This window comes from Microbacterium sp. FW305-3-2-15-F-LB2, from assembly GCF_058787255.1.
In genome coordinates this window covers 34893-57937 of the sequence record NZ_JBYSZO010000002.1, presented here as the reverse complement: position 1 = coordinate 57937, position 23045 = coordinate 34893, and the positions used below count along the sequence as shown (strand labels likewise).

The following is a 23045-nucleotide window of genomic DNA, read 5'->3' as shown; positions in this document are numbered from 1 at the left end:
TCGACGCGTTGTCACTCTGATATGCGCGGGTTGGTTACCGCATGACGGCTTGTTCGGCGGGGCGTTCACGCGAGTCTAGAGATCGAGCGTGGCCTGCTGGGCGGGTTGCTCATAGGGCGTGTCGCGAGTCGCCCGGACGCTGCCGTCACCACCGTCGGCGGCCGGAAGCTCAGGGCCGGGGTCAGGTCATGACGGCCAGGGACCAGCACCAGCCGGCCAGCTCGCGGGCGATCGCGGCGTTGGCGACGACGCTGCGCTTCCTGCGCGCCTGGAACCTGACCCACCGGTCGTGCAGACGCTGGTTGCCGGCATGCCCGCGGGCTCTCGCCTGGGCGCTGGCCCGGTCCCAGCGGGCGCGCATGACCGGTGAGGTGGGACGGTAGACGGGGCGGTGATGCCAGGCCGCTTCGATCAGCAGGCGACGGGCGTGGCTGTTGCCGGTCTTGGTGATCCCGCCCAGTGCGCGAGACGCGCCGGAGGAGGACTCTGACGGGGTCAGCCCGACATAGGCGCCGATGCGGTGCCCGTCCAGCCGGGTCCAGTCGCCGATCTCGACCGCGAGAGCGAAGCCGGTCAGCGTGGACACTCCGCGCAGGCAGCAGAGCCTGTTCACGACGTCGGTGAACTCGCTGTCCGCGGCCATGCGTGCGATCGCCGCGTCGAGTCGGTCACGGCGGTCGACGGCCTGGATCATCGCCTCGTAGGCAGCGTCGAACGCGGCCTGCAACCCGACCAGCTCAAACCGCTGGGATCGCAGCCACCCGTCGTGCGCGACGGTCCATGCCTTCCCGCCCGAGTACTGGATTCCCTGCCGCAGCAGCAGCTTGCTGACCCGGTGACGGGCGGACATCAGATCCCCGCGGGCATCCTCCCGAGCCCGCACCAGATCCCGGGCCGACTCCGCCTCGATGCTCGGGACCACCACCTCGACGACCTCGCCCAACCGCAGCAGCCGAGCCAGATGCACCGCATCCCGCGCGTCGGTCTTCACCCGGTCGCCCACCGGGCGCTGCAGCTTCGACGGAGCCGCGACCACGCACCGCGCTCCGGCAGCCGTGAGAGCGCGCGCCAACCCGAATCCGGTCGGCCCCGCCTCGTAGGTCGCAGCGACCGGCCCCGGAAGACCCGTCACCCAGGCGACGATCTCCTCGATGTCGGAACCCATGCGTCGCTGCACGAGCTCCCCGGTTCGCTCATCGATCGCGGCTGCGACCACGCTTCGCGCGTGCACATCCAGCCCGACACTCGTACGCTCAGATATCAACTGGGGCCTCCCTCACGTATGTGGCTCGGCAAGCCGGAACACCGGCCCGCAACCCACGGTCTACGCGAGTGGAGGCCCCAGGCTCAACCACTCATAGCGTCTAGCGCCCGGGTATTGTCGGCACGATGCCGTTGCCGCGTATCCGTTGTTGAAGGGGTGAGTATGTCTGCTGTTGTTGCGCGACTTGACGTGGACCTCACGGATATTGAGTGCATTGTGAAGGTCACGCGGCCACTGGTCGGAGTACCGGACTCCGTGAACTGGACGGAGTTGCCGTCGGGCGTCGCGAAGATCTCCGCTGACGCGACGTTGTACATCTTCGATGACGACGACGAGGGGGAGCCGGAGCGTCGTGTCATCGCGCGCGCTACTGCGTACACCGTCGACCTCGACCGGGTGGGTGACGTCGTTGACGTGTTCGATCAAGTAGGCGGCGAAGCATTCGAGATCACCGAGTCGATTCTCGGTGATGAGAACGTCTTCGAGTGGCTCGACTCCCGCGATCCGCTGGTTGGCGAGCAGGTGTCGCAGCTCGTGATCGTCGAGGGCGTCTTTGTGGAGCCACCGTACCGGGGTCAGCGCCTTGGTCCACGTCTGCTCACGACGCTGGTGGAGACGGTGACCGGCACGGGGAGGGAGACTCTCATCGTTCTCCGCGCGCAACCGGTGCCGTGGGAGCACCTGTCCGAGATCGAGTTTCGGCGCTCCCGAAAGAAGGTCGCTGCGTCGTACGAAAGCGTCGGGTTTGCGCACTTCCGGGACAACATCTATTGGCGTCACAACGCGTTCGTCGGGACCGAGAACCTCGAGGCGTGAGTCACGCCCCCGGGTATTTGGGAACCTTCAGGTCGACCTCCCCGGCCAGGTGGCGAGCGTCGTCGGGCGGGTCCAGTTGCGGCGGGCGGTGCGCTCCGTGGTGAGATCGTGCGGAGCGGCAACGATCCACACGGTCGCTTCCCGCGTCGATCAGATCCGACGAGCCCTCACTGACTATCACCACGATGGCTCACCAACGTCTACGACGAAGACAACCCGGCCGGATCCTCCACCACACCAGGGGACAGGACCATCAATCAAGAAGGGTTTCTCATGCAGTCAGCGCCTCGAGGATGAGACCGCGCACGTGATCAAAGTCGAGGTCGGCCGGAAGCTGGAGCCACGCGTTCTTCTGACCCTTGTAGTGTGTCCCGACGCCGGCGTCAACGAGAGCCGCCGTGCGCATTGGGTCAAGCTTCACCACCACCTGCCCGCCGCTGGTCATGGCGCGCACGGCGCCACTGCTGCTTCCCGAGACGATGAGACTGCCGCGGTGGTTCCGTGACACACCGTCAAGCGCAGTCATCTCGTGAGCGATCGTGTCGAACACTTCATCCCCAGTCATCACGGTTCTCCCTTCATGCGCGGTCGACGACCCCAAAGCGATCCCTACAGGTGGCCCTCAGAAGAAGTGTCCCACTCAGGCTCCTTCACGCGGAAGACCACGGCGCGCAACGCTTCGGGCGCAGAGCTGCGGATCAAGGCCGCCGGGTTACCGGCTCGCAAAACGTTGGAGGACTTCGATTGGGATGCGCAGCGGAGGGCGCTCGCAGACCAGTTCTGACGACCGACAGCAGTTCATCGTCAGCCGGTTCCTACAGATGTCACGCTCCGAGTTGTCCATTTCGCAGGGGAGATGTCTACGCGATGTCCATATGGACCTTTCGGGGCATTGGGGCGAGTCGCTTCGGTGGGATTCGCAAAAAACGTCGAGACGCCGACTGACCGGCGCTCGTAGATTCGAAGCGTGTCCTCAGTCGTCCTTCCACTCACCGCTCAGCGGCATGCGGAACGTGTGAGCCGGGCACTTCACTGGATGGAGGAGCGTCTCGAGGAGCCGGTGACCCTCGCCGAGATCGCGGCGGTCGCTGGTCTTTCGCCGCATCACTTTCACCGCGTCTTCCGTGCGGTCGTGGGTGAGAACCCGAAAGCGCACCTGCGCCGGTTGCGGCTTGAGCGAGCGGTCTACCGACTCAAAGTCAGTACGGACACGGTGCTGCACATCGCGTTGGAATCGGCCGCGTCCGTTTGAGTGGTGGTCTTTCGCTTCGTTGCGATGATCAGCTGTCGTTAGTTTAGGCGGCGGTGATCTCGGGGAGTATCACCGCCTCGTCGATGGTGGGGGTGGTCGCGGTGAGCTCGGTCATGGAGGCTTCGGAGAAGTAGCGGCGGTCGGCGGCTTCCCATTCGTCGTGTTGCTCGACGAGGACGGAGCCGGCCAGGCGGAGCAGGGCGGCGTTGTTCGGGAACACGCCAACGACGTCGGTGCGGCGCTTGATCTCCCGATTGAGGCGTTCCAGCGGGTTCGTGGACCAGATCTGTCGCCAATGCCGGGCGGGGAACGCTTTGAACGCGAGGATGTCGTCACGGGCGTCGGTGAGCATCACGGCGGTCTTGGGGTGGACGCGCTCGATCATGCGCACGACTTCGTCGAACTGGGCATCGATGTGCTCGGCGTCGGGTTGGGCGAAGATCGTGCGGATCACGCTGGCGACCATCTCCTGCCGGCCCTTCGGGAGGGCGGTCAGGACGTTGCGCATGAAGTGGACGCGGCAGACTCCCACTGTCAACTGGGTGCAGATCTTGGTGTGTTTGCGTGGGCGCGCTGAAGGCGCCGCTCGGCCCCGAGTGTCGGGCGGGGGTGTCGAAAGCGCGCGGTCAGGCGGCGGTGATCAGTGCGGCTGAGCCGTGGCGGGCGGGGTCGTAGGTTTCGTGGTTGGTCCAACAGCGCCAGAGGATGCGGGTCCAGCGTGCGGCGAGTCCGCGGAGGGCGCGGTGGTAGCGCTGGCCTTTCTGGTCCCGGGCGTCGCGGAACGCGGCGGCCGCCCAGGGTGACATCTTGATGGAGTTGAACGCCCACCACATGGTGGCTTCTCGGAGGCGGCTGTTCGCGGCGTAGCGGAACCTGACCGACCGGGACCTGCCCGACGAGCGGGTGACCGGGGCGAGGCCGGCTTCGGCGAGGAGCACTTCAGGTTGCGGGAACCTTGCGCGGTCTTCACCGATCTCGGCGAGCAGTACCGCAGTGAGCACGGGGCCGATGCCGGGAAAGCTGGCGAAGATCAGGGCGTCCGGGTGCTCCGCGGTGGCTGCGGCGATTGCGTCGTCGTACTCGGCGAGCTGCGTGTTCAGAAGCTGCAGCACCTGGGTGAATGCGAGAGCGGAGAAGCTCTTGCCCGCGACCGTTCCTGGCGAGCCGGAGAGCAGGTTCTGTCTCATCCGGTCCGCGAGGGTCTGCGCGGGGACTCTGCCGGTGTAGTGGTGTCGGGAAAGGAACCCTGCCATCCTGGTGGTCTTCACCCGGGACGCGTTCGCCGGTGTCGGATAGTCCGTTACGAACGACAGCGTGATCTGCCGGTCGACGGACGAGAACAACCGAACGGGTGCGGGGTGGTAGGCCTCGAGGATCATCCGCAACTGACTCTCCGTCGCCTGCTGCGTCTCGAGGAGCCGGTCCCGGTCCCGTGTGAGTGCCTTGATCTCGGCGAGCAGCGGTGACGGGACCGACAGCGGGCGCCAGTGCGCATGGTCGAAGCGGAGCGTGTCGGCGAGTACGAACGCGTCGAACCGGTCGTCCTTGACCGCAGCGACCTTGTAACGCTCCCGCGCCCTCGCGGAGATCCGCGGAGACACGGGGAACACCGCATGCCCGGTCGCTTGAAGGTGCTCGACGAGGAGACCTTCGGAGCGTTCGATCGCGATCGGGACCTGCCGCCCGAAGCCGTTCAGATGCAGGTCGAGTTGGTGGAGCCCGGCGACGTCGTGACTGACACGTGTCTCAAGTAGCCGCTTCCCGTCGGGCGCGACAACGCAGAGCTGGTGGTTCTCACCGCCCCAGTCGATGCCGGCGAATACCGGCCACGCTGGCAAGTTGAGGTCTGGCATGAGCGCTTCTCCTTCGAAGACGAGGCCCGCCTCGTGACGGACCCCTCTGGACGCTCACTCAGGTGCTCCCGCTGTCGGGGCACGACTCCCACTAGCCAGTCGGAATCCGCCACCGCCGGGAGGGACAGGTCTGCCGCTGGACCTCGAAGGTCACGCTGCCAAGGTCCTCTCCCGACGGTGAGGATGAACCAGCGGGACGATCCCGCCACTAACCATCTTGACGAGTGAGCGCTGCCAGGCGGCGCCCTGCAACACGGTCGCTGCGGCCTTCTTCAGTCCGGCGTGGGCGTCGGAGATCACCAGCTTCACCCCGCCCAGACCTCGTGTCTTCAACGAGCGCAGGAACTGCTTCCAGAACTCCTCGGTCTCGCTGTCTCCGACATCGAAGCCCAGCACGACCCGCCGCCCGTCAGCGGCGACGCCGATCGCGACGACGACCGCCTGGGACACGACACGGTGGTCGATGCGGACCTTGCAGTAGGTCGCGTCGAGGAACACGTAGGGGTAGGCGATGTCAGACAGCGAGCGGTCGCGGAACGATGCGACCTCGGCGTCGAGCCCTTGGCAGATGCGGGACACCTCGGACTTCGAGATGCCAGTGTCAGCGCCGAGCGCTTTGACGAGGTCATCGACCTTCCGGGTTGAGACGCCGTGGAGGTAGGCCTCCATCACGACCGCGAACAAGGCTTGGTCGACCCGGCGGCGCCGCTCCAGCAGCGACGGGAAGAACGACCCCTGCCGCAACTTCGGGATCCGCAACTCCAGATCCCCAGCCGTGGTCGACAGCACCCGCGGCCGGGAACCGTTGCGGGTAGTCGTGCGCTCGCTCGTGCGCTCGTAGGGGGCGGCGCCGATGAATGCGGCTGTCTCCGCGTCGATCAGCTCCTGGTAGAGCCGCTCGGTCGCGGCTCGGATGCGGTCGGTGGTGCCGGTGAGCTTCAGTTCCCCGAGCAGCTCGAGGAGGGCAGACTGGTCAAGAGCCATCGTGCGGTGTCGTCTTTCTGTGTGAGTTCTTGGTCGTTCTCACTGACCATCGCACGATGGCTCACCCCGTCGCGGTCACGACGCCGCGGGCCCGAAAGACCACCACCCCGCGGGACTCCAGGCCCGGTAGCCGGGGAACGACTGGGCCCGGCCGGTGAAACCATGCGCCCACTCGGTGAGATCGTCCAGCCGCCCCCTGTGCGTCAGGATGGGGTGAGACACCAGCACTGCTGACCTTCGCACTGCACGGGGCGAGAACGGACCAATACTGAGATGACGATGACGGTTGCTGACGTCGGCACCGATGATGGGGCTATGGCTCCTCGTGCTGACCGGCCCAAGAGGCGGACGTTCACCGCCGAGTTCAAAGCGGCGATCCTGGCCGAGTACGACGCCGCGGACCGCTCTGGGCGTGGGGAGATCCTGCGCCGGGAGGGCCTGTACACCTCCCACATCATCGAGTGGCGCAAGGCCGCGGCCGCCGGCTCGCTGTCCGGGCTGGGCAGCAAGCCGCGGGACCGGCGCGAGCGGGAGCTGCAGGCGCTACGGGCCCGGGCGGAGAAGGCCGAGGCCGAGCTGGCCAAGACCAGGGCGGCGCTGGACCTGATGGGAAAAGCACACGCGCTCTTGGAGACGCTCTCCGAGAGCGCGGACAAGCCGCCGCGGTCGCCGCGGTGATCAACCCGGCCGTCGACGGGCTGGCCGAGCACGTCGGCACCGCGGCTGCGTGCGCGCTGCTGGGTCGCTCCCGCGCCAGTCACTACCGGGCCAAGAACCCGCCACCGCCACGTCCACGGACACCGCGGCCGGCACCGGCGAACAAGCTGTCCGCCGCCGAGCGGGCCCACGTGCTGGCCGTGTTGACCAGCCAGCGGTTCGCGGACAAGTCGGTCGCCCAGGTCTGGGCCACGCTGCTGGACGAGGGCACCTACCTGTGCTCGATGTCCACGATGCACCGGATCCTGCGCGAGCACGACATGGCCGGGGAACGGCGCCGGCAGGCGAGCCACCCGCCCCGGACCCGGCCCGAGCTCGTCGCGACGGCGCCGGGGCAGGTGTGGAGTTGGGACATCACAAAGCTCAAGGGGCCGGAGCGGGGCGTGTACTACGACCTGTACGTCGTGCTCGACATCTTCTCCAGGTTCGTCGTGGGCTGGACCATCGCGGCCCGCGAGGACGCCGAGATCGCCAAGAACCTGCTCGAGCACGCCATGGGCATCCATGGCGTGCCGGAGGCGATCCACGCCGACCGCGGGACCTCGATGACCTCCAAACCGGTCGCTCAGCTGCTCGTCGACCTCGGGGTGGCCAGGTCGCACTCCCGCCCGCACGTGTCGAACGACAACCCTTACAGCGAGGCGGCGTTCAAGACGCTGAAGTACGCCCCGGTCTTCCCCGAGCGCTTCGGGTCCCTGGCCGACGCCGGCGCGTTCGCCGAGCAGTTCTTCGCCTACTACAACCACGAGCACCGCCACTGCGGGATCGGGCTGCACACCCCCGCCAGCGTCCACTTCGGCACCGCCGGGCAGGTCCGCGCCCAGCGCCAGGCCACCCTGGACGCGGCCTACGCCGCCCGTCCCGAGCGCTTCGGCCACCGCCGACCCCAGGCGCCCAAGCTGCCCGAGGCCGCCTGGATCAACCAGCCCTCACAGGAGGCCCTCATACAGACCGCCTGACGGAATCTGTCTCACCCGCCTTGACACTTTCCGGAAGACCACGGCCTGCTCACTCGCACCGTCTACCCCGAGGTTCCCGCTCGCGTGGAGTACGAACTTACTGACCTCGGACACAGCGCAGCCGCCCCGTTGAAGCATCTGCGCGACTGGGTTGAACACAACGTCGGAACCGACCAGTAGCGACCCCCTCGGCGCTACATCGAGCCAGGAGTCCCGGCCTCCGCGTAATACCGCGTCAACACAGACGAGGCGTCGCGGTCGCCGTCACCGGACACGACAGAGTTCAGCAGGTACCGGTACCCGTCACCGGTCGTCATCACCCTAATTGATAACGTCACACCTAGAAGGTGCGAAGTAACCGACGCGCGAGCACAGGAGCGCTTCTGTCATTTCGAAGGCGAGACTTCGCGCGATTGGGATTCCCTGTGCGTCAGGATGGGGTGAGACACCAGCACTGCTGACCTTCGCACTGCACGGGGCGAGAACGGACCAATACTGAGATGACGATGACGGTTGCTGACGTCGGCACCGATGATGGGGCTATGGCTCCTCGTGCTGACCGGCCCAAGAGGCGGACGTTCACCGCCGAGTTCAAAGCGGCGATCCTGGCCGAGTACGACGCCGCGGACCGCTCTGGGCGTGGGGAGATCCTGCGCCGGGAGGGCCTGTACACCTCCCACATCATCGAGTGGCGCAAGGCCGCGGCCGCCGGCTCGCTGTCCGGGCTGGGCAGCAAGCCGCGGGACCGGCGCGAGCGGGAGCTGCAGGCGCTACGGGCCCGGGCGGAGAAGGCCGAGGCCGAGCTGGCCAAGACCAGGGCGGCGCTGGACCTGATGGGAAAAGCACACGCGCTCTTGGAGACGCTCTCCGAGAGCGCGGACAAGCCGCCGCGGTCGCCGCGGTGATCAACCCGGCCGTCGACGGGCTGGCCGAGCACGTCGGCACCGCGGCTGCGTGCGCGCTGCTGGGTCGCTCCCGCGCCAGTCACTACCGGGCCAAGAACCCGCCACCGCCACGTCCACGGACACCGCGGCCGGCACCGGCGAACAAGCTGTCCGCCGCCGAGCGGGCCCACGTGCTGGCCGTGTTGACCAGCCAGCGGTTCGCGGACAAGTCGGTCGCCCAGGTCTGGGCCACGCTGCTGGACGAGGGCACCTACCTGTGCTCGATGTCCACGATGCACCGGATCCTGCGCGAGCACGACATGGCCGGGGAACGGCGCCGGCAGGCGAGCCACCCGCCCCGGACCCGGCCCGAGCTCGTCGCGACGGCGCCGGGGCAGGTGTGGAGTTGGGACATCACAAAGCTCAAGGGGCCGGAGCGGGGCGTGTACTACGACCTGTACGTCGTGCTCGACATCTTCTCCAGGTTCGTCGTGGGCTGGACCATCGCGGCCCGCGAGGACGCCGAGATCGCCAAGAACCTGCTCGAGCACGCCATGGGCATCCATGGCGTGCCGGAGGCGATCCACGCCGACCGCGGGACCTCGATGACCTCCAAACCGGTCGCTCAGCTGCTCGTCGACCTCGGGGTGGCCAGGTCGCACTCCCGCCCGCACGTGTCGAACGACAACCCTTACAGCGAGGCGGCGTTCAAGACGCTGAAGTACGCCCCGGTCTTCCCCGAGCGCTTCGGGTCCCTGGCCGACGCCGGCGCGTTCGCCGAGCAGTTCTTCGCCTACTACAACCACGAGCACCGCCACTGCGGGATCGGGCTGCACACCCCCGCCAGCGTCCACTTCGGCACCGCCGGGCAGGTCCGCGCCCAGCGCCAGGCCACCCTGGACGCGGCCTACGCCGCCCGTCCCGAGCGCTTCGGCCACCGCCGACCCCAGGCGCCCAAGCTGCCCGAGGCCGCCTGGATCAACCAGCCCTCACAGGAGGCCCTCATACAGACCGCCTGACGGAATCTGTCTCACCCGCCTTGACACTTTCCGCTTCGATTACAGCCCGATCACGGAGCGACCGACGATTTCGTGGCCGAATGGGGCCCGAGTGGCGTTCTATGTCGGGCTGAACATCGAGCACTATCAGATCGACAAGCCCTCCACGAGCATCTTCGGCGGTACCGCGATGCTGCAGCCGGATCCTTCGGGAGCTGGGGTATGACTACGTCCTGGACTGGACGAACGACGATCAGCCGTATCCGCTGAACGTCGACGGGATGTTCAGCGTTCCCTACACGATAGAACTCAACGATGTGACGATGTTCGTGAGTAAGAGCTATACCGGCCCGCAGTTCCTGGAAGCGGTGATCGACCAGTTCGATCAGCTCTATTCAGACTCCGAGCACTCGGGTCGCGTCATGTCGCTGCCGTTGCACCCGTTCATCGTCGGCCAGCCGTTCCGCCACCGCTACCTTGATCGGGCCCTCGAGCACATCACGTCTCACGATGGTGTCTGGGTGACGACGAGCGATGCCATCGCGGCGCACTATCAGTCGACGGGGAACAGGAGAGCCGATTCGTGACGAATACGGAGCTGATCGATGAGTACGCACGGCTGCGCGACGAGTTCAAGGCCAAGGGATTGGGCGGCCGGATCGGCTACGGCGAGAAGCCGGCGCTGCTGATCGTCGACTTGATCACCGGATTCACGGACAGCCGTTCGCCCCTGTCAGGCGAACTGGAGTCACAGCTGGCCGCCACCAATGCCTTACTCGTCCCCGCCCGTGAACTCGAGATCCCCATCTTCTTCTCGACGGTCGCGTACGACACCGAATTGCAGGAGGCGGGGCTCTGGATCAAGAAGATCCCGTCCAACCACCTGTTGGTGGAGGGCAGCGAATGGGTGGAGGTCGACAGCAGGCTGGGCCAGCTGCCCCACGAGATGACCCTGGTGAAGAAGTACGCATCCTGCTTCTTCGGAACTGATCTCGCCGCACGCTTGATCTCACGGGGTGTCGACACCATCATCATCGTCGGCTGCACCACCAGTGGGTGCGTGCGCGCCTCGGCGGTTGACGCCTGCTCCTACGGCTTCCACACCATCGTCGTCGAAGAGGCAGTCGGCGACCGGGCAGCCCTTCCGCACCTGGCCAGCCTCTTTGACATCGACGCGAAGTACGGCGATGTCGTCAGCCTCGACGACGCACGTGCTTACCTGCGGGGGCTTGCGCAACAGAACGATTGACTGCAGTAACGCCGTGGGGCCAACTTCCTCTGTGCGGAATATTGAACCGGCGTGCAGGCCGAGATCCCGCAGATGCTGGCGCAGGGCGGCGGATCCATCATCAACACCGCCTCGTCCCTCGGGCAGGTCGCCATCGCCCACCAGTCCGCCTACGTCACGTCGAAGCACGGCGTCATCGGCCTCACCCGAGCCGCCGCGGTGGAGTACTCCGACAAAGGCATCCGCGTGAACGCAGTGCTGCCCGGGGTGATCCAGACGCCAATGATAGACGCGCTGGAGGAGACCTACCCCGGCTTCAAGGACGCGCTGCTGACGAAGCACCCGATCGGCCGACTCGGCACGCCGCACGACATCGCCGAGATGGTCGCGTGGCTCGGTTCCGACGCGGCCGCCTTCGCGACCGGCGCGCAGTTCGCCGTCGACGGCGGGTACCTCGCGATTTAGACGAGGTGGCCACGACGGACGGGAGGCACGGTGTCAGCTGACACCGTGCCTCACGTCCGTCACCGGTCGCGCCGCGACCCGCGTGTCAGCCGTTCTTCGCGGCCAGTCGGTCCGTCTCGCTGTCGTTCCGCCACCCGGCGGTCGCGCCGCCGTCGACGCTGTAGTTCTGTCCGGTCACCCAAGAGGACTCGTCGGAGGCCAGGTAGAGCGGCATGTACGCGATGTCCTCGCCCGTGCCGGGGCGTTGAATGAGCGCGTTGCCGACCTGCCAGGCCTTGCCCTCCGCATCCACCGCCTTGTCCGTCGCCGGGGTGCTGACGAAGCCAGGCGAGATCGAGTTCGCGCGGACGCCGTAGCGGGCGCCCTCCGCAGCGAGCGACTTCGTCATCGCGATGACGCCGCCCTTCGCGGTGGTGTGCGCGACCTGGCGAGCGGCTCGATCCCGCGACCTTCGCGATCGACGGAAAGCAACTCGAGATCGATCTCGAGTTCGAGGCCTGGGCCAAGAGCGCGCGCCGCATCGGCGCAGCCACCCGGCGTCCGGCGAGGACGTCGCGGGGCGGACGGGCCGATCTCAACACGGTGCGTGAATGGGCCAGTCAGAACGGACACCAGGTCAGCGATCGCGGCAGGGTTCCCGCGTCCATCCTCGAGGCGTACGACGCGGCGCACTGACGCGGTCACTCCTGGGCTGAGCCGCGCGCTGCGCGCCAGTGCTCCGTGACGGGATAACCGGAGCGCACGTGCGCGCGCACGTGGACCTCCCCCGAAGGGGATCCGCTGCCGCCCGGCTCCGGCGGCGGAGGGTTCTGTGTCCAGCCTGAGCCAGGGACCCAGACCGTCCCCGGTTGCACGGGCGCGTCGGCGAGCGCGGGATCGATCAGCTGACGCGCGAGAGCCACGGCCTCACCCAGATCGGTGATCCCGCCGGCTGAGGGCGTGCCGGCCGCGAGCACCCGGTAGGGACCGTCCCAACCGTCCGGGACCGTGAACGTAGTGAACGAGTCGAGCTTTGACAGTGCACGCTTCGCGTCGATGGCCATCTGCAGCTCGCGCAGGTCGACGCGCTGCGTGCGTGCAATGGTGACGATGTCCACCAGGTCTTTCGCGCGGCTGCTGGGGCGGCCGTTGTAGGTGCTCATCGTCGCAGTGACCTTCTCCGCGACCTGATCGGAGATCGGGAACAGCCGGTAGGGGTGCGACGGGACCGGCCGCCCCAGCTGCAGCCGCGTCGACGGCTCGATCGTCTCGACGCGGCCGACCGGGGGAGGGCCGACGACCACGTCGATGGGGATGTCGGAGATCCTCCGGCCGGTGTTCGCGTCCAGACATGTGAACACCAGGCGCCGGGTCGCGACACCCGGCTGGTTCTCTCCTCGCCCGGTCGCACGGGCACGGGTGAGCTGGAACCGCACATGGTCGCCGAGATCACGCGCGGCTGCCTGCTCGAGCGCCTGCTGCGCGGCATCCAGATCGGCGGCGCCGGTCGAGGCCAGATCCAGGTCTTTCGTCGACCGTGACTTCGGCACCCGGGCGAGCATCGCCGTGCCGCCCTTGAGCAGCCACTCGGACTCTTCCCCCTCCGCAAAGACCCGGCTGAGGAAACGATCGTGCTGTGCCTGCACGATCTGCGCATTCACATCCAGCGCGCTCGCGCCGTCACCGGCTGCCTTCGTCGCGGCCGCCTTGATCGCCTGCGCAAGCCCCGTCCAGTCTTTGTAGCCGTCGGGCTCAGGCATCGGCCGGCACCACCGCGTCGACGCCCGCAAGAGCGAGCAGATCAGCCGCGAGCGCGGCACCCGAGGGGTACTTGTTGGGCTTGGCCAGCGGCTCCAGATACTCGGTCAGGCGGGCGGGGGAGAGCAGCTTTCCCGCGTCCGCGGCGTCGGCGAGCGCATCGGCGACGAGGGAGCGGTCGACCCACTGCTCGATCAGGTCGGCGATCGTGCGCTCGACGCTCATGGTCGGCATCCCGTCGACGGAGACCACCTCGGTGGGCGCGAGCTCGCGGGTGCGGAGCCGCACCCCGTCCAGGCGGGTACCGCGGCGGGTGGGAACGACGAACTCGAGTGGCCCGGGGAACCAGTCGCCGATGCCATGCAGCTGCGCGGCCGTCTGGCCTGCGGCGACGACGGGCGGGACGCCGGTGTCTGTGCGGGGACGGTCGGCGCCGCCGAGGGCGAGCCAGGTCGCGAGGATCGCCTCCTGCTCGTGCTCTGGCGCGCCGGCGAGGCGGTAGACGCCGCGCGCGACGCGGATGAGCGCGCCGCTGTTGGCGAGGCGCGTCAGGGTCGGGCGCGCCACGCCAGCCTCGAGCGCCTGGGCGGTGGTCACCAGGCCCCAACGCTGTGACGCGAGCTCGCCCAGACGAGCGAAAGTTGATCCTGCCATGCGCACAGTGTAGCGAGAAACCGCAACAAACGTTGTAGCTCGTTCAGATTGTCGACTTCGAGCCTCTGGGGCCACCCCTTAGCAGTGAGGGGGTTCCAAACCCTCGGGAACGGGTTATATTCGGGAATATAACCATCTGTGAGGAGGAGAAGATGCGGACCCACACCTGCCCGCCGGACCACAAGCACGGGCTGACCTCCACCTGCTACGTCGTCCACCTCTGCGGGTGCCGCGCCTGCATGGACGGCAACGCGCGCCGCCGCCGCGACCGCTACCGTCTCCTGGCCTACGGGCGATACCAGGACGCGCACCAACCCATCGAGCCGATCCGGCAGCACCTGCAGGCACTGGTCGACACCGGGATGATCCCCGAACGGATCGCCATCAGCGCCGGCGTCGGCGGCGCCACGGTCCGTCGCCTGCTCAACAGCGAGACGGCACGGTTCGTCACCGGCGCCACCGCCCGCAAACTCCTCGCAGTCACCCCCGACAGCAGCACTCTCGCCGCGCAGGGCCGAGTCAACGGCCGCGGCACCCGCCGGCGCCTCCAGGCTCTGGCCGCGATCGGATGGAACCACCACGAGATCGCACGCCGACTCGGCTACCCGCGCTGGAAGGTCAACAAGGCACTCGAAGGCGCCTACGTGGACATCCGTGTCCACGACGACATCGCCGCGCTCTACGACGAGCTCTGGGACCAGCAGCCCCCCACCCACACCCGAGCGCAGCGGGTCGGCCGCTCCTACGCACTCACGGTCGCACGCCGGCACGGCTGGCTGCCGCCGCTGGCCTGGGACGACATCGACACCGACCCGGCACCGCCCACAGCCGGGCAGGAACCCCTGCTCGACGAGATCGCGATCGAGCTCGCTCTCGCCGGCCAGAACGTCCGCCTCACCCGAGACGAGCGCCTCGAAGCCACCCGACGCGGGACCGAACGCGGACTCAGCCTCACCCAGCTCAGCGACCTGCTCGGCGTCGACGTCCGCACCATCGACCGCGACCGTGACGACCTCGGACTCCGGCAGGCCGCCTGATGAGCAAGACGCTCGACATCCTCGAAGCCGCCCTGCACGGCACCACCGCCGGCTACCTGGCCGGATGCCGCAGCAAGGGAGGATGCCCGAACCACGGCAACCGCCAGCTGCTCACCTGCACCGAAGCGGCCCGCGCCCGCCGCCACTACTTCTCGCTCGCCTCGCTCGAGGAGACCGAGCCGATCACCCGGCAGATGCTCCGCGACGCCAAGAACAGCCCCTTCGCACCGAAAGAAGCCGCAGATGTCTGACCAGCCGAACACCTTCACCATCGACTCCACCAAAGAGGGAGAGTGGCTGCGGGTCGTCCGCGCGCTCGGCGGCCATCGCTGGGCCCTGTCGCTGCGCTTCAACCCCCTCCCGCTGACTCAGCGAGGCGCCCGGCACACCCGGCCAACGCGGCAGCCCACACCCCACGCGGCAGCAGGCCACGGGCCGAACGCGAGACTGCACCTGCCCAGCTGCGCGATCTCCCCCCAGCTCGGCAACGGCCGCGGCGCCCACCTCAAGCAGATCCCCCACCTGGGCCGAACCGAGGAGCACTGATGACCGACATCGCCGTGCGCCTCCAGGAAGCCATGACCATCCAGACCGGCACACCCGTCACCGTCCGATGGAGCTTCCGCGAGTTCGCGCTCAACTGCACCCGCCGCGACGGCCGCCCCCTCACCCAACGGAGGCACAGGCTCTTCCAGACGCTGCTCAACCGTGAAGCGCTCCGCGAGCTCACTCCAGGAGAAGACCCAACGATGGGATCCCGCGCAACCCTCATCGAGATCATCGACGACCTCGCCGTCAGCGCCGACCACCAAGGCGCCCGCGCGGCCGCGCTCGCCGAGGTCCTCCTCAGTGCCGGCATGTTCCACCTCGGCGACCAGCTCCGCCGCCAGAGCCACGCACTCTCAGAGCTCGACGCCGACGACGAAACCCTCGAGGTCATCGACGAGGCACGCACCCAGATCGCCCGAACCATACTGCTGCTCGACCAAGCCGACACCGCACAGGCAAAGGAGCGCAGATGAACCGACGCACCCGCCGCGCCAGCACAGCCCTCGCCGCGGTCGCAGCTCTCGCGCTCGGCTTCGGCGCCCACCAGCTGGGCATCACCTCCTGGATCGACACATGGACGCGCCCGCAGGCACCCGCCCCGGACCCGACCTACGACTACACCGCGCTCGCCGCAGTCGCGCAGGAGCTGCCGCTGATCGATCCCACCGAGGAGATTCCCGAGTATCGCCGCGCCACGTTCGGCGAGCGCTGGATCGACATCGAGGGAAACGGCTGCGATCAGCGAGACGATCTCCTCGCCGTCCAGCTGCAGGACGTCGTCCGTGACGGTTGCACGGTGCTCTCCGGCGTGCTCGACCCCGATCCGTACACGGGCACACGCATTGAGTTCGAGCACGACCGGATCGCCGCCCCTGGAGCCCCGGGAAGCTCCGGCGTCCAGATCGACCACATCGTCAGCCTTTCGGCGGCGCACGCCGGGGGCGCGTGGGCGTGGACCGAGCAGCAGCGCATTCAGTTCGCCAACTCGTTCGACAACATCGTCGCCGTCGATGGCAACACGAATGCGGCCAAGAACGACCACGGGCCAGCCCTGTGGCTGCCATCGAACGCCGACTACGTGTGCACCTACGTCGCCCGCTACACGGAGATCGTCGACACCTGGCACCTCGCGGTCGACGAAGCCGACCGCGGTGCGCTCGTGGACACGCTCTCAACCTGCGCTGCCCAGCAAGCCAGCGACGAGAGCGGGAGCATGTCGTGAAGCCGCTACGAACCCGCGTGGGATCTCGCCGCGCGCGCCTGACGCTTGGCCGCGCGAGCGCGGTCTACGACCTCGTTCGCATCCGTCGTGTCGACACCGAGGGTGCGCCTGATCACCTCGAGCTCGGCGTCGGTCCAGCGGGTGCGCCCTCGCATCCGCTCACCGAACGTGACGACGTTCAAGCCGAGCAGGTCGATCAGAGCCGCCTGCGTGGGAACCTCGGGCGCCCCCGCCCCGTCCGCGATCGCCGCCCGCAACCGCTCCGCGAAAGCCGCATCGCGCGCCAGTCCCGGCATCAGTCGCGGCCGGCGGCCGCGCTGCGAGGGCGCCCTGCGCGCGCGCTCCTGCGCGAATGCGTCGATCGCGGCCTCGTCGTAGAGCGGGGAGTTGCCTTCTATGGCAACCGGCTCGGGGAGCAGAGGACCCTCCTGGCCGGCTCTGCGCAGCTTGTTGCTGATGGAGCGCATCTTGTAGACCGCGACGACGGACACGCCGAGCTTCTCGGCGACGTCCGCCGTGGTGAGGTGCCGTCCGGTCATCAGCGCTCCTCTCAGCTGGATGAATATAACCACTTTCGCGGTTACGGCGCGCCGCGGCAACCAGACCCAACTTGGTTGGGGATGCTGGGGCGCATGGCTAACAAGGACGCGGACGCCATCCGTGAGGAGCTCCGTCGCATCGGCCAGCAGCTCGCGCAAGCGGACGAGCTGCGCGAACGCCGCGGCAAAGTCGTCGACGAGGCGCGCGCGGCCGAGCTGACCCAGCGAGAGATCGCCCTCCTGCTGGGGATGACCGAGGAAGGGCTGCGGAAGGCGCAGAAGTCCTACCACGGACGCGGGCGCTCTTACGGCGGCCGCCTCGCGTCCTAGCGACCCCGCCAGACCTTCATGGAGCGCCCGTCGACTGCGAAATCTGATTGCAATTTTCAAGCACTCTTGACTAATATAACCTGACGAATGAGGGGGTGAGATGGACGAGCTGAACTACCGACCCAAGCCGTGGACGCCGAAGGACGTGCCCACGATCTGGGTCGACCAGACCACCGGGCAAGGCGTCACCGACGCCGGCACGCCCGTTCGCCCCGTCATCGGCGAGCGCCGCAAGAACCCCAACCTGACGGACCTGCTCGACACGGCTGCCTCGTACGGCGCTAACCGCATCATGCTGACCGGGAAGCGCCCCGAGCCTGCGCCTGGCGTGCGGCACTGGCTGTACGTCCAGACCCCGAACTGGAAGCCCGGAGCCCACTGGGTCAACAACGGCCCGCCCACCGGTCGGTTCGAGCACGCGGTCACCGGCTTCAAGATCGAAGTCCGCACCGCGGAGGAGTGGTTCGGCGACGGGCCGCTGACCCCTGCCCAGGCTCGTCTGGCCTGGAACGTCACCGCGTCGATCATTCGCCACGCCGACGAGAACGCGCGCCTGTTCAACAGCCCTGCCGCCACCGGAACGAACCTGTGGGCGCTGTCGCTGCCGAAGAACATCAACCCCGTGCCGGTCGAAGACGACATCGCCCAGGAGATCCACTTCACCTCGGGCCTGCACCACTACGACCACCTGGTCGCGGGGGAGTCGTTCGCCAAGCACGAGGACTGCGTCCCGCTGATCGACCCGGCCAAGACGAAGAAGATCAGCGAGTTCGCCTACGTCGACGGCCGGTTCATGTTCGCCGGCGTCGGGCGCGAGCTCGGTATCGGCCCCGCGATCCGGCTGAACCAGGCCGCCGCGTACGAGCTGCTCGAGCAAGACCCCTACGCGCGCGCCCGCTTCCACGTGCGGTTCCGCGTCCCTCAGGGCTGGAACCACGTTGGCCTGCTCGGTGTGAAGCACCTGGACGTTCGCGAAGGCTGGTTCTATCCGAACCGGCCCGGAGCGGTGCACGACACCTGGGCCGACGGCAGCGAGATCCACGTCGCCCTCAAGCACGGGTGGGAGATCCGCCCTCACGAGGCCGTGGTGTTCCGCAAGGCCAAGCCTCTAGACACCTTCACCGAGCGCATGACGCGCGCCCGCGAGCGAGTCCAGCTGCAGGACGAGATGCACCCGGACCTGCGCCGCGCTGTGCTCGCCGCGCTGCGGAACATCATGCTGCACTCGATCGGTGCATTCGCCGCCGCGGGCCGCGACGAGACCCGCGTCGCCGCGTCGCCCGATGACGTCCCGCCCGAGTACAGGGCCAAGATGCTGCGACAGGGCAACCTCTGGATCTATCGCATCCCGTCGCGCCCGAACGACCGCACCCGAAGCTTCTACCACCCGGAGCTCGCCGCCCAGGTCTGGGGTCGCGCACGCGCTCGCGTCCTCCACGGCCCCAGCTCCCTCGGCGGCTACACCTCCGGTGCTCTCACGGTCGACCCCTCGACGCTCATCGGCATCCAGGGTGATGCGATCTACACGACCAAGCTGCCGGCGTGGTCCCTGCCGGACCGGTTCATCGGCGGCGGCGACGACGGCAAGACCGGGCGCCTGCGCCTGCAGGGCTACCTCAACGGATCCTTCATCACGCCGGAGACGCTGCGGCAGCGTGACGCGCTGAAAGCACGTGCCGAGCGGGCCGGCATCGCCAAGGCGCTCGAGCAGGCAGAGGAGAAGGGCTGATGGCTGACCAGCAGCGCACCGCCCAAGACCTCATCCGCGATCTGCGGCGCAAGGGCATCAGCACGGCCGAGATCGCCGAGGAGCTGCACCGCTCGCCTCGAATGGTCCGCAAGATCCTCAACGGCGAAACCAGCGGCGCCCTCTACCGCCAGGCGCTCCAGGAGCTCGCTGACACCGGACGCCTCACCCACGTCCCGCCGCGGCGCCGGCGCAAGGACGGCTCGATCGCCCCCGTGCGAGGCAAGGCCGGCGCCAAGCCCGTCATCCCCGAAGACCTCAGCGGCACCTACGTTGAGGGTCGCCAGGGTGGTCGGCTGCGCGTCGACGTGGCATACGCCACCGGGGGCGACCGGCACATCGAGATGCGCATCCCCAAGGGCCGCACCGCGAAGGGCCGCGAGCAGGCGAACGCCGAACTGATCAAGCAGGTCCGCAACGCCGCCAAGGGCCAGTCCCACGACAAGCAGAAGCAGATCACCGCCCACCTGACCTTCTCCAACGGCCGCGTGATGGAGGTCAACTCGTACAACGCCTCGACGATGCTCAAGCGCATCCACGAGAACGGCGGCGACGCCCTCGGCTGGTTCCGCGAAGAGTCGAAGAACCGATACGTGAACCTCGACACCAGCCGCGACACCATCACCGGCGTCACCCTCAACGTCGTCAGCACGGCCAAGACGACCGAGTACCAGAGGCAGGCCGAGCGCGGCCGCACTCGCCGCCCCCGCTCGCTGTCGCCGGCGGAGCTCATCAGCATGGAAGAGAAGCGGCGCATCGAGGAGCGCCGCGCTCGCCGCCGTGGAAACCGAGGAGGTGGTCAGTGACCATGGCCGCCCCGAAGAAGCCCACAGCTGCAGCGAAGCCCCGCGCACGCAAGGCCGCGCCCCCCGCTGAGGAAGTCACCAGCGACGTCGACCAGGCAGCGACGTCCGAAGCACCCGCACGCGCACCTCGCGCAAGCCAGAAGCCGGCAGCGGCGAGCGCGACGCCTCCTGAGTCGGCCGAGGCGGAGACGCCACCGCCGGCGAAGAAGAAGCGGGGGCCCTACAACGTCGTCTACGTCCAGAAGAAGCCCGTCTCGATCCGTCTCCCCGACGACGCGCTTGAACTGATGGACTGGGCCAAGCAGGATGCAGCCAGCCGCGGCGACCGCCTCACCAAGGACGAGATCGTCACCGTTGCGCTTCGCGCCTACTGGGGCCGCAAACGGCGCCGCGGGTAATGACCGTCTCCTGAGCTGCTGGCAGGGAAGTCGAGATGAGTGAAACTAACGGGCCGGCCGAGTTGCCGGTCTACTCGATCGCCGAGGCATTCGTGAAGCGATCCGGAATGTATATCGGGCAGCCCGTCACGTTCGAGCGAGTGCACACGTTCCTGCTCGGTTTCGAAACGGCGATGTTGTACGTTCGCGACGAGCTCGCGCGCGATCGCAATGCGTTTCAGCCCGTGGGCGTGCTCGGTCAGTTCCGGGAGCAGCTGCGATCCGAGGGGCGGCTCAGGTGGGACTCCTGGTCCCTGACGATCGTGGCGGAAGCGATCGGCTGGACTGGCGACGAGCCTCCGGCGATCGACGATCTGACCGAAGAGCAGCACCTCGAGGCAGTCCGGGACCTTCTCCCGTTGCTCGAGAAGGTCTTTGCCCTCCCCGCGGAGCTTGTCACCTCGCTCTGTCGACGGCGCTCGAAAACTGGACAGTAGCGGCGCTTGAAAAGTGAACACTCAACGATTGGAGAGTGATCACTTTGGAGGACTGGGCGTTGATCCGGAGGCTGGCCGGCGAGGGCGTGCCGAAGGCGCATATTGCCGAGCGGTTGGGGATCTCGAGGACCACGGTCATCAAGGCGGTGAACTCGGAATCGCCGCCTCACTATGAGCGGACAGCGGCGCCGACGTCGTTCACACCGTTCGAGTCGCGGGTGCGTGCGTTGCTGCTGGAGACGCCGACGATGCCGGCGACGGTGCTCGCGGAGCGGGTCGGGTGGACGGGCTCGATCCGGTGGTTCCGTGACAACGTGAAGCGGTTGCGGCCCGAGCAGCAGCGTCTCGATCCCGCGGATCGGATCACGTGGGCGGCGGGGGACGCGGCGCAGTGCGATTTGTGGTTCCCGCCGAAGAAGATCCCGCTCGAGGACGGGACAGCGAAGCTTTTGCCGGTGCTGGTGATCACCCCGGCGCATTGCCGGTTCACGACGGCAGTGATGATCCCGACTCGGAAGACCGAGGATCTGCTGCTCGGGACCTGGCAGCTGATCGAGCAGCTCGGCCGGGTTCCGCGTCGGCTGATCTGGGACAACGAGCCCGGCATCGGGCGAGGACGCCGTCACGCGGACGGAGTCGACGCGTTCATGGGAACCCTCGCGGCCAAGCTCGTGCTGCTGCCGCCGCGGGATCCGGAATCGAAAGGGATCGTGGAACGCCGCAACGGTTGGTTCGAGACATCGTTCATGCCGGGCCGGTCATTCGCCTCGCCCGCGGACTTCAACGAGCAGTTCACCGACTGGCTCGGAGTCGCCAACCAGCGGAGGGTGCGCACCCTGGCCGCCTCTCCGATCTCGCTGCTGCCTGCGGATCTGGCGGCGATGTTGCCGTTGCCGCCGATCCCATTGCATCTGGGCTGGCGGAACCGGATCCGGCTCGGCCGCGACTACTACGTCCGCATCGACACGAACGACTACTCCGTCGACCCGCGCGCGATCGGCAGGATCGTCGACGTCACCGCGGACCTGGACCGGGTCCGCGTCCGCCTCGATGGACGGATCATCGCCGACCACACCCGTGTCTGGGCGCGAGGAATGGTGATCACCGACCCCGCGCATCGAGAAGCTGCGGCCGTCCTACGACGCGAGTTCCAGCAGCCGCGACTTGTTCCAGTCGGCGACGATCTGACTCGGGATCTCGCGGACTACGACCGCGCGTTCGGGCTCGTCGAGGGGAGCAACTGATGGCCGGCAAGACCGACGTCGCAAAGCAGATCACCTATCTCGCCGGCGCACTCAAGGCACCCCGGATCACGGAGGCCGCAGCCCGGATGGCGGACCAAGCACGCGACGCCGGTTGGTCGTTCGAGGACTACCTCGCCGCCGTCCTCGAACGCGAAGTGAGCGCTCGCAACGCCTCCGGCGCGGAGCTGCGGATCAAAGCCGCTGGCTTGCCGAGCCGGAAGACGCTCGAGGACTTCGACTGGGACGCGCAACCGGCCACTCGGCAGCAGATCGCCGCGCTCGCTTCAGGAGGGTTCCTCCTCGAAGCGCAGAACGTGGTCCTGCTCGGCCCTCCCGGGACGGGGAAGACGCACCTCGCGACCGCGCTCGGGATCGTCGCTGCCCGCCACGGGCACCGGGTGCTGTTCGCGACTGCGACGGACTGGGTCACCCGCCTCACCGACGCCCACCGGCAAGGCAACCTGCCACGAGAGCTCACCCGGCTTCGCCGTTACGGACTGATCATCGTCGACGAAGTCGGCTACCTCCCGTTCGAACAAGACGCCGCCAACCTCTTCTTCCAGCTGGTCTCGTCACGCTACGAACACGCGTCGCTGATCCTGACCTCGAACCTGCCGTTCTCCAGCTGGGGTGGCGTCTTCGGCGACCAGGCCGTCGCCGCCGCGATGATCGACCGCATCGTTCACCACGCCGACGTCCTCACCCTCAAAGGCGCCAGCTACCGACTCCGCGGCAGAGGCATCGACAGCCTCCCCAGCATCCGCACCACCACCGACGAAACACCTAGCTAGACTGCCCGCAACCGTTCACTTTTCGAGCGCCGAAAGTGACCAGGATTCACGCGCCGCCGACATCGCTCCGTGACTCCGCCTGAGAAGGGTAGGCA

Annotated in this window: 29 protein-coding genes and 1 pseudogene; 21 read left to right on the top strand and 9 right to left on the bottom strand. The window is 67.8% G+C overall.

Translation table 11 applies throughout. The features are described from left to right. Positions 1-181: 181 nt before the first annotated feature. The gene (locus tag AC3WLZ_RS17645) at positions 182-1264 is read right to left on the bottom strand and encodes an IS110 family RNA-guided transposase (protein WP_492469184.1); all 1083 of its coding nucleotides are present in this window, start codon (positions 1262-1264) and stop codon (positions 182-184) included. Positions 1265-1426: 162 nt separating this feature from the next. On the opposite strand from AC3WLZ_RS17645, the gene AC3WLZ_RS17640 reads away from it, so the two are divergent. Then, on the top strand, positions 1427-2080 hold the full coding sequence (locus AC3WLZ_RS17640; protein WP_005055300.1) for a GNAT family protein: 654 nt from the start codon (positions 1427-1429) through the stop codon (positions 2078-2080). Between the two features lie 271 nt (positions 2081-2351). Here AC3WLZ_RS17640 and AC3WLZ_RS17635 read toward each other — a convergent pair whose 3' ends face one another. Further along, a complete protein-coding gene (locus AC3WLZ_RS17635; RefSeq protein WP_005055297.1) occupies positions 2352-2645 on the bottom strand; it encodes a hypothetical protein in 294 nt (97 codons plus the stop codon). A 471-nt stretch (positions 2646-3116) separates the two neighbouring features. Here AC3WLZ_RS17635 and AC3WLZ_RS17630 point away from each other — a divergent pair, with 471 nt between their 5' ends. After that, positions 3117-3332, top strand: coding sequence for a helix-turn-helix domain-containing protein (locus AC3WLZ_RS17630; RefSeq protein ID WP_005055296.1), 216 nt, complete (start codon positions 3117-3119; stop codon positions 3330-3332). A gap of 43 nt (positions 3333-3375) precedes the next feature. On the opposite strand, the gene AC3WLZ_RS17625 is transcribed toward AC3WLZ_RS17630, so the two are convergent. The 3 genes and pseudogenes from AC3WLZ_RS17625 to AC3WLZ_RS17615 form a co-directional block, all read right to left on the bottom strand. After that, a complete protein-coding gene (locus tag AC3WLZ_RS17625) occupies positions 3376-3882 on the bottom strand; it encodes a transposase (protein WP_492471009.1) in 507 nt (168 codons plus the stop codon). 76 nt (positions 3883-3958) lie between these two features. Beyond that, positions 3959-5185, bottom strand: coding sequence for an IS110 family RNA-guided transposase (locus AC3WLZ_RS17620; protein ID WP_005052857.1), 1227 nt, complete (start codon positions 5183-5185; stop codon positions 3959-3961). A 219-nt stretch (positions 5186-5404) separates the two neighbouring features. Beyond that, positions 5405-6169: pseudogene (locus AC3WLZ_RS17615) on the bottom strand (IS256 family transposase); the annotation flags it as partial. 279 nt (positions 6170-6448) lie between these two features. On the opposite strand from AC3WLZ_RS17615, the gene AC3WLZ_RS17610 reads away from it, so the two are divergent. The 6 genes from AC3WLZ_RS17610 (at position 6449) to AC3WLZ_RS17585 (ending at position 11420) form a co-directional block, all read left to right on the top strand. Further along, a protein-coding gene (locus tag AC3WLZ_RS17610; RefSeq protein WP_370428832.1) for an IS3 family transposase occupies positions 6449-7845 on the top strand; the annotation gives its coding sequence in 2 pieces (ribosomal slippage) (positions 6449-6785 and positions 6785-7845; 1398 coding nt in all). An 84-nt stretch (positions 7846-7929) separates the two neighbouring features. After that, complete coding sequence (locus tag AC3WLZ_RS17605; RefSeq protein WP_370651862.1) at positions 7930-8025, top strand: hypothetical protein; 96 nt, start codon at positions 7930-7932, stop codon at positions 8023-8025. A 326-nt stretch (positions 8026-8351) separates the two neighbouring features. After that, a protein-coding gene (locus AC3WLZ_RS17600) for an IS3 family transposase (RefSeq protein WP_370428832.1) occupies positions 8352-9748 on the top strand; the annotation gives its coding sequence in 2 pieces (ribosomal slippage) (positions 8352-8688 and positions 8688-9748; 1398 coding nt in all). A 260-nt stretch (positions 9749-10008) separates the two neighbouring features. Continuing rightward, positions 10009-10314, top strand: coding sequence for a polysaccharide deacetylase family protein (locus tag AC3WLZ_RS17595; protein WP_005050797.1), 306 nt, complete (start codon positions 10009-10011; stop codon positions 10312-10314). Further along, positions 10311-10976 carry an N-carbamoylsarcosine amidohydrolase gene (locus AC3WLZ_RS17590; RefSeq protein WP_005050795.1) on the top strand — a complete coding sequence of 222 codons (666 nt, stop codon included), beginning with the start codon at positions 10311-10313 and terminating at the stop codon, positions 10974-10976. The genes AC3WLZ_RS17595 and AC3WLZ_RS17590 overlap by 4 nt, the downstream gene beginning before the upstream one ends. 51 nt (positions 10977-11027) lie before the next feature. After that, on the top strand, positions 11028-11420 hold the full coding sequence (locus AC3WLZ_RS17585) for an SDR family oxidoreductase (RefSeq protein WP_005050794.1): 393 nt from the start codon (positions 11028-11030) through the stop codon (positions 11418-11420). A gap of 85 nt (positions 11421-11505) precedes the next feature. Here AC3WLZ_RS17585 and AC3WLZ_RS17580 read toward each other — a convergent pair whose 3' ends face one another. Continuing rightward, a complete protein-coding gene (locus AC3WLZ_RS17580; protein ID WP_082157159.1) occupies positions 11506-11949 on the bottom strand; it encodes an SDR family NAD(P)-dependent oxidoreductase in 444 nt (147 codons plus the stop codon). Here AC3WLZ_RS17580 and AC3WLZ_RS17575 point away from each other — a divergent pair. Further along, positions 11877-12095, top strand: a complete 219-nt coding sequence (locus AC3WLZ_RS17575; protein WP_082157160.1) for an Lsr2 family DNA-binding protein — start codon at positions 11877-11879, stop codon at positions 12093-12095. The genes AC3WLZ_RS17580 and AC3WLZ_RS17575 overlap by 73 nt on opposite strands. Before the next feature lie 5 nt (positions 12096-12100). On the opposite strand, the gene AC3WLZ_RS17570 is transcribed toward AC3WLZ_RS17575, so the two are convergent. After that, a complete protein-coding gene (locus AC3WLZ_RS17570; protein ID WP_005050776.1) occupies positions 12101-13159 on the bottom strand; it encodes a nucleotidyl transferase AbiEii/AbiGii toxin family protein in 1059 nt (352 codons plus the stop codon). Continuing rightward, positions 13152-13811: a type IV toxin-antitoxin system AbiEi family antitoxin domain-containing protein gene (locus tag AC3WLZ_RS17565; RefSeq protein WP_005050774.1), complete on the bottom strand. Its 660-nt coding sequence runs from the start codon at positions 13809-13811 to the stop codon at positions 13152-13154. Before AC3WLZ_RS17565 ends, AC3WLZ_RS17570 begins: the two co-directional genes overlap by 8 nt. A gap of 152 nt (positions 13812-13963) precedes the next feature. On the opposite strand from AC3WLZ_RS17565, the gene AC3WLZ_RS17560 reads away from it, so the two are divergent. Genes AC3WLZ_RS17560 through AC3WLZ_RS17540 form a run of 5 tightly spaced genes read left to right on the top strand, consistent with a single transcriptional unit; the run spans position 13964 to position 16619 of the window. Next, positions 13964-14848, top strand: a complete 885-nt coding sequence (locus tag AC3WLZ_RS17560) for a hypothetical protein (protein ID WP_005050771.1) — start codon at positions 13964-13966, stop codon at positions 14846-14848. Beyond that, a complete protein-coding gene (locus AC3WLZ_RS17555) occupies positions 14848-15099 on the top strand; it encodes a hypothetical protein (protein ID WP_005050769.1) in 252 nt (83 codons plus the stop codon). The genes AC3WLZ_RS17560 and AC3WLZ_RS17555 overlap by 1 nt, the downstream gene beginning before the upstream one ends. After that, entirely contained in the window at positions 15092-15394 is a 303-nt protein-coding gene (locus tag AC3WLZ_RS17550) for a hypothetical protein (protein WP_005050767.1), read from the top strand. The genes AC3WLZ_RS17555 and AC3WLZ_RS17550 overlap by 8 nt, the downstream gene beginning before the upstream one ends. Beyond that, entirely contained in the window at positions 15394-15870 is a 477-nt protein-coding gene (locus AC3WLZ_RS17545) for a hypothetical protein (RefSeq protein ID WP_492471008.1), read from the top strand. The genes AC3WLZ_RS17550 and AC3WLZ_RS17545 overlap by 1 nt, the downstream gene beginning before the upstream one ends. Next, on the top strand, positions 15867-16619 hold the full coding sequence (locus AC3WLZ_RS17540) for an HNH endonuclease family protein (protein ID WP_005050763.1): 753 nt from the start codon (positions 15867-15869) through the stop codon (positions 16617-16619). The genes AC3WLZ_RS17545 and AC3WLZ_RS17540 overlap by 4 nt, the downstream gene beginning before the upstream one ends. A 5-nt stretch (positions 16620-16624) precedes the next feature. On the opposite strand, the gene AC3WLZ_RS17535 is transcribed toward AC3WLZ_RS17540, so the two are convergent. After that, positions 16625-17158 (bottom strand): helix-turn-helix transcriptional regulator, encoded by a 534-nt coding sequence (locus AC3WLZ_RS17535; protein ID WP_005050761.1) that lies wholly within the window; start codon positions 17156-17158, stop codon positions 16625-16627. 93 nt (positions 17159-17251) lie between these two features. Here AC3WLZ_RS17535 and AC3WLZ_RS17530 point away from each other — a divergent pair, with 93 nt between their 5' ends. The 7 genes from AC3WLZ_RS17530 to istB all read left to right on the top strand — a co-directional run bounded on the left by AC3WLZ_RS17530 (position 17252) and on the right by istB (position 22950). Further along, a complete protein-coding gene (locus AC3WLZ_RS17530) occupies positions 17252-17488 on the top strand; it encodes a hypothetical protein (RefSeq protein WP_043340519.1) in 237 nt (78 codons plus the stop codon). 100 nt (positions 17489-17588) lie between these two features. Continuing rightward, positions 17589-19217: a hypothetical protein gene (locus tag AC3WLZ_RS17525; protein WP_005050756.1), complete on the top strand. Its 1629-nt coding sequence runs from the start codon at positions 17589-17591 to the stop codon at positions 19215-19217. Then, the gene (locus tag AC3WLZ_RS17520) at positions 19217-20041 is read left to right on the top strand and encodes a hypothetical protein (RefSeq protein WP_492471007.1); all 825 of its coding nucleotides are present in this window, start codon (positions 19217-19219) and stop codon (positions 20039-20041) included. The genes AC3WLZ_RS17525 and AC3WLZ_RS17520 overlap by 1 nt, the downstream gene beginning before the upstream one ends. Then, positions 20038-20439 carry a hypothetical protein gene (locus AC3WLZ_RS17515; protein ID WP_005050751.1) on the top strand — a complete coding sequence of 134 codons (402 nt, stop codon included), beginning with the start codon at positions 20038-20040 and terminating at the stop codon, positions 20437-20439. Before AC3WLZ_RS17520 ends, AC3WLZ_RS17515 begins: the two co-directional genes overlap by 4 nt. Before the next feature lie 35 nt (positions 20440-20474). Continuing rightward, the gene (locus tag AC3WLZ_RS17510; RefSeq protein WP_492471006.1) at positions 20475-20915 is read left to right on the top strand and encodes a hypothetical protein; all 441 of its coding nucleotides are present in this window, start codon (positions 20475-20477) and stop codon (positions 20913-20915) included. A 35-nt stretch (positions 20916-20950) separates the two neighbouring features. Then, entirely contained in the window at positions 20951-22159 is a 1209-nt protein-coding gene (gene istA / locus AC3WLZ_RS17505) for an IS21 family transposase (protein WP_492468577.1), read from the top strand. Continuing rightward, positions 22159-22950, top strand: coding sequence for an IS21-like element helper ATPase IstB (gene istB / locus AC3WLZ_RS17500; RefSeq protein ID WP_204946858.1), 792 nt, complete (start codon positions 22159-22161; stop codon positions 22948-22950). Before istA ends, istB begins: the two co-directional genes overlap by 1 nt. Positions 22951-23045: the final 95 nt, after the last annotated feature.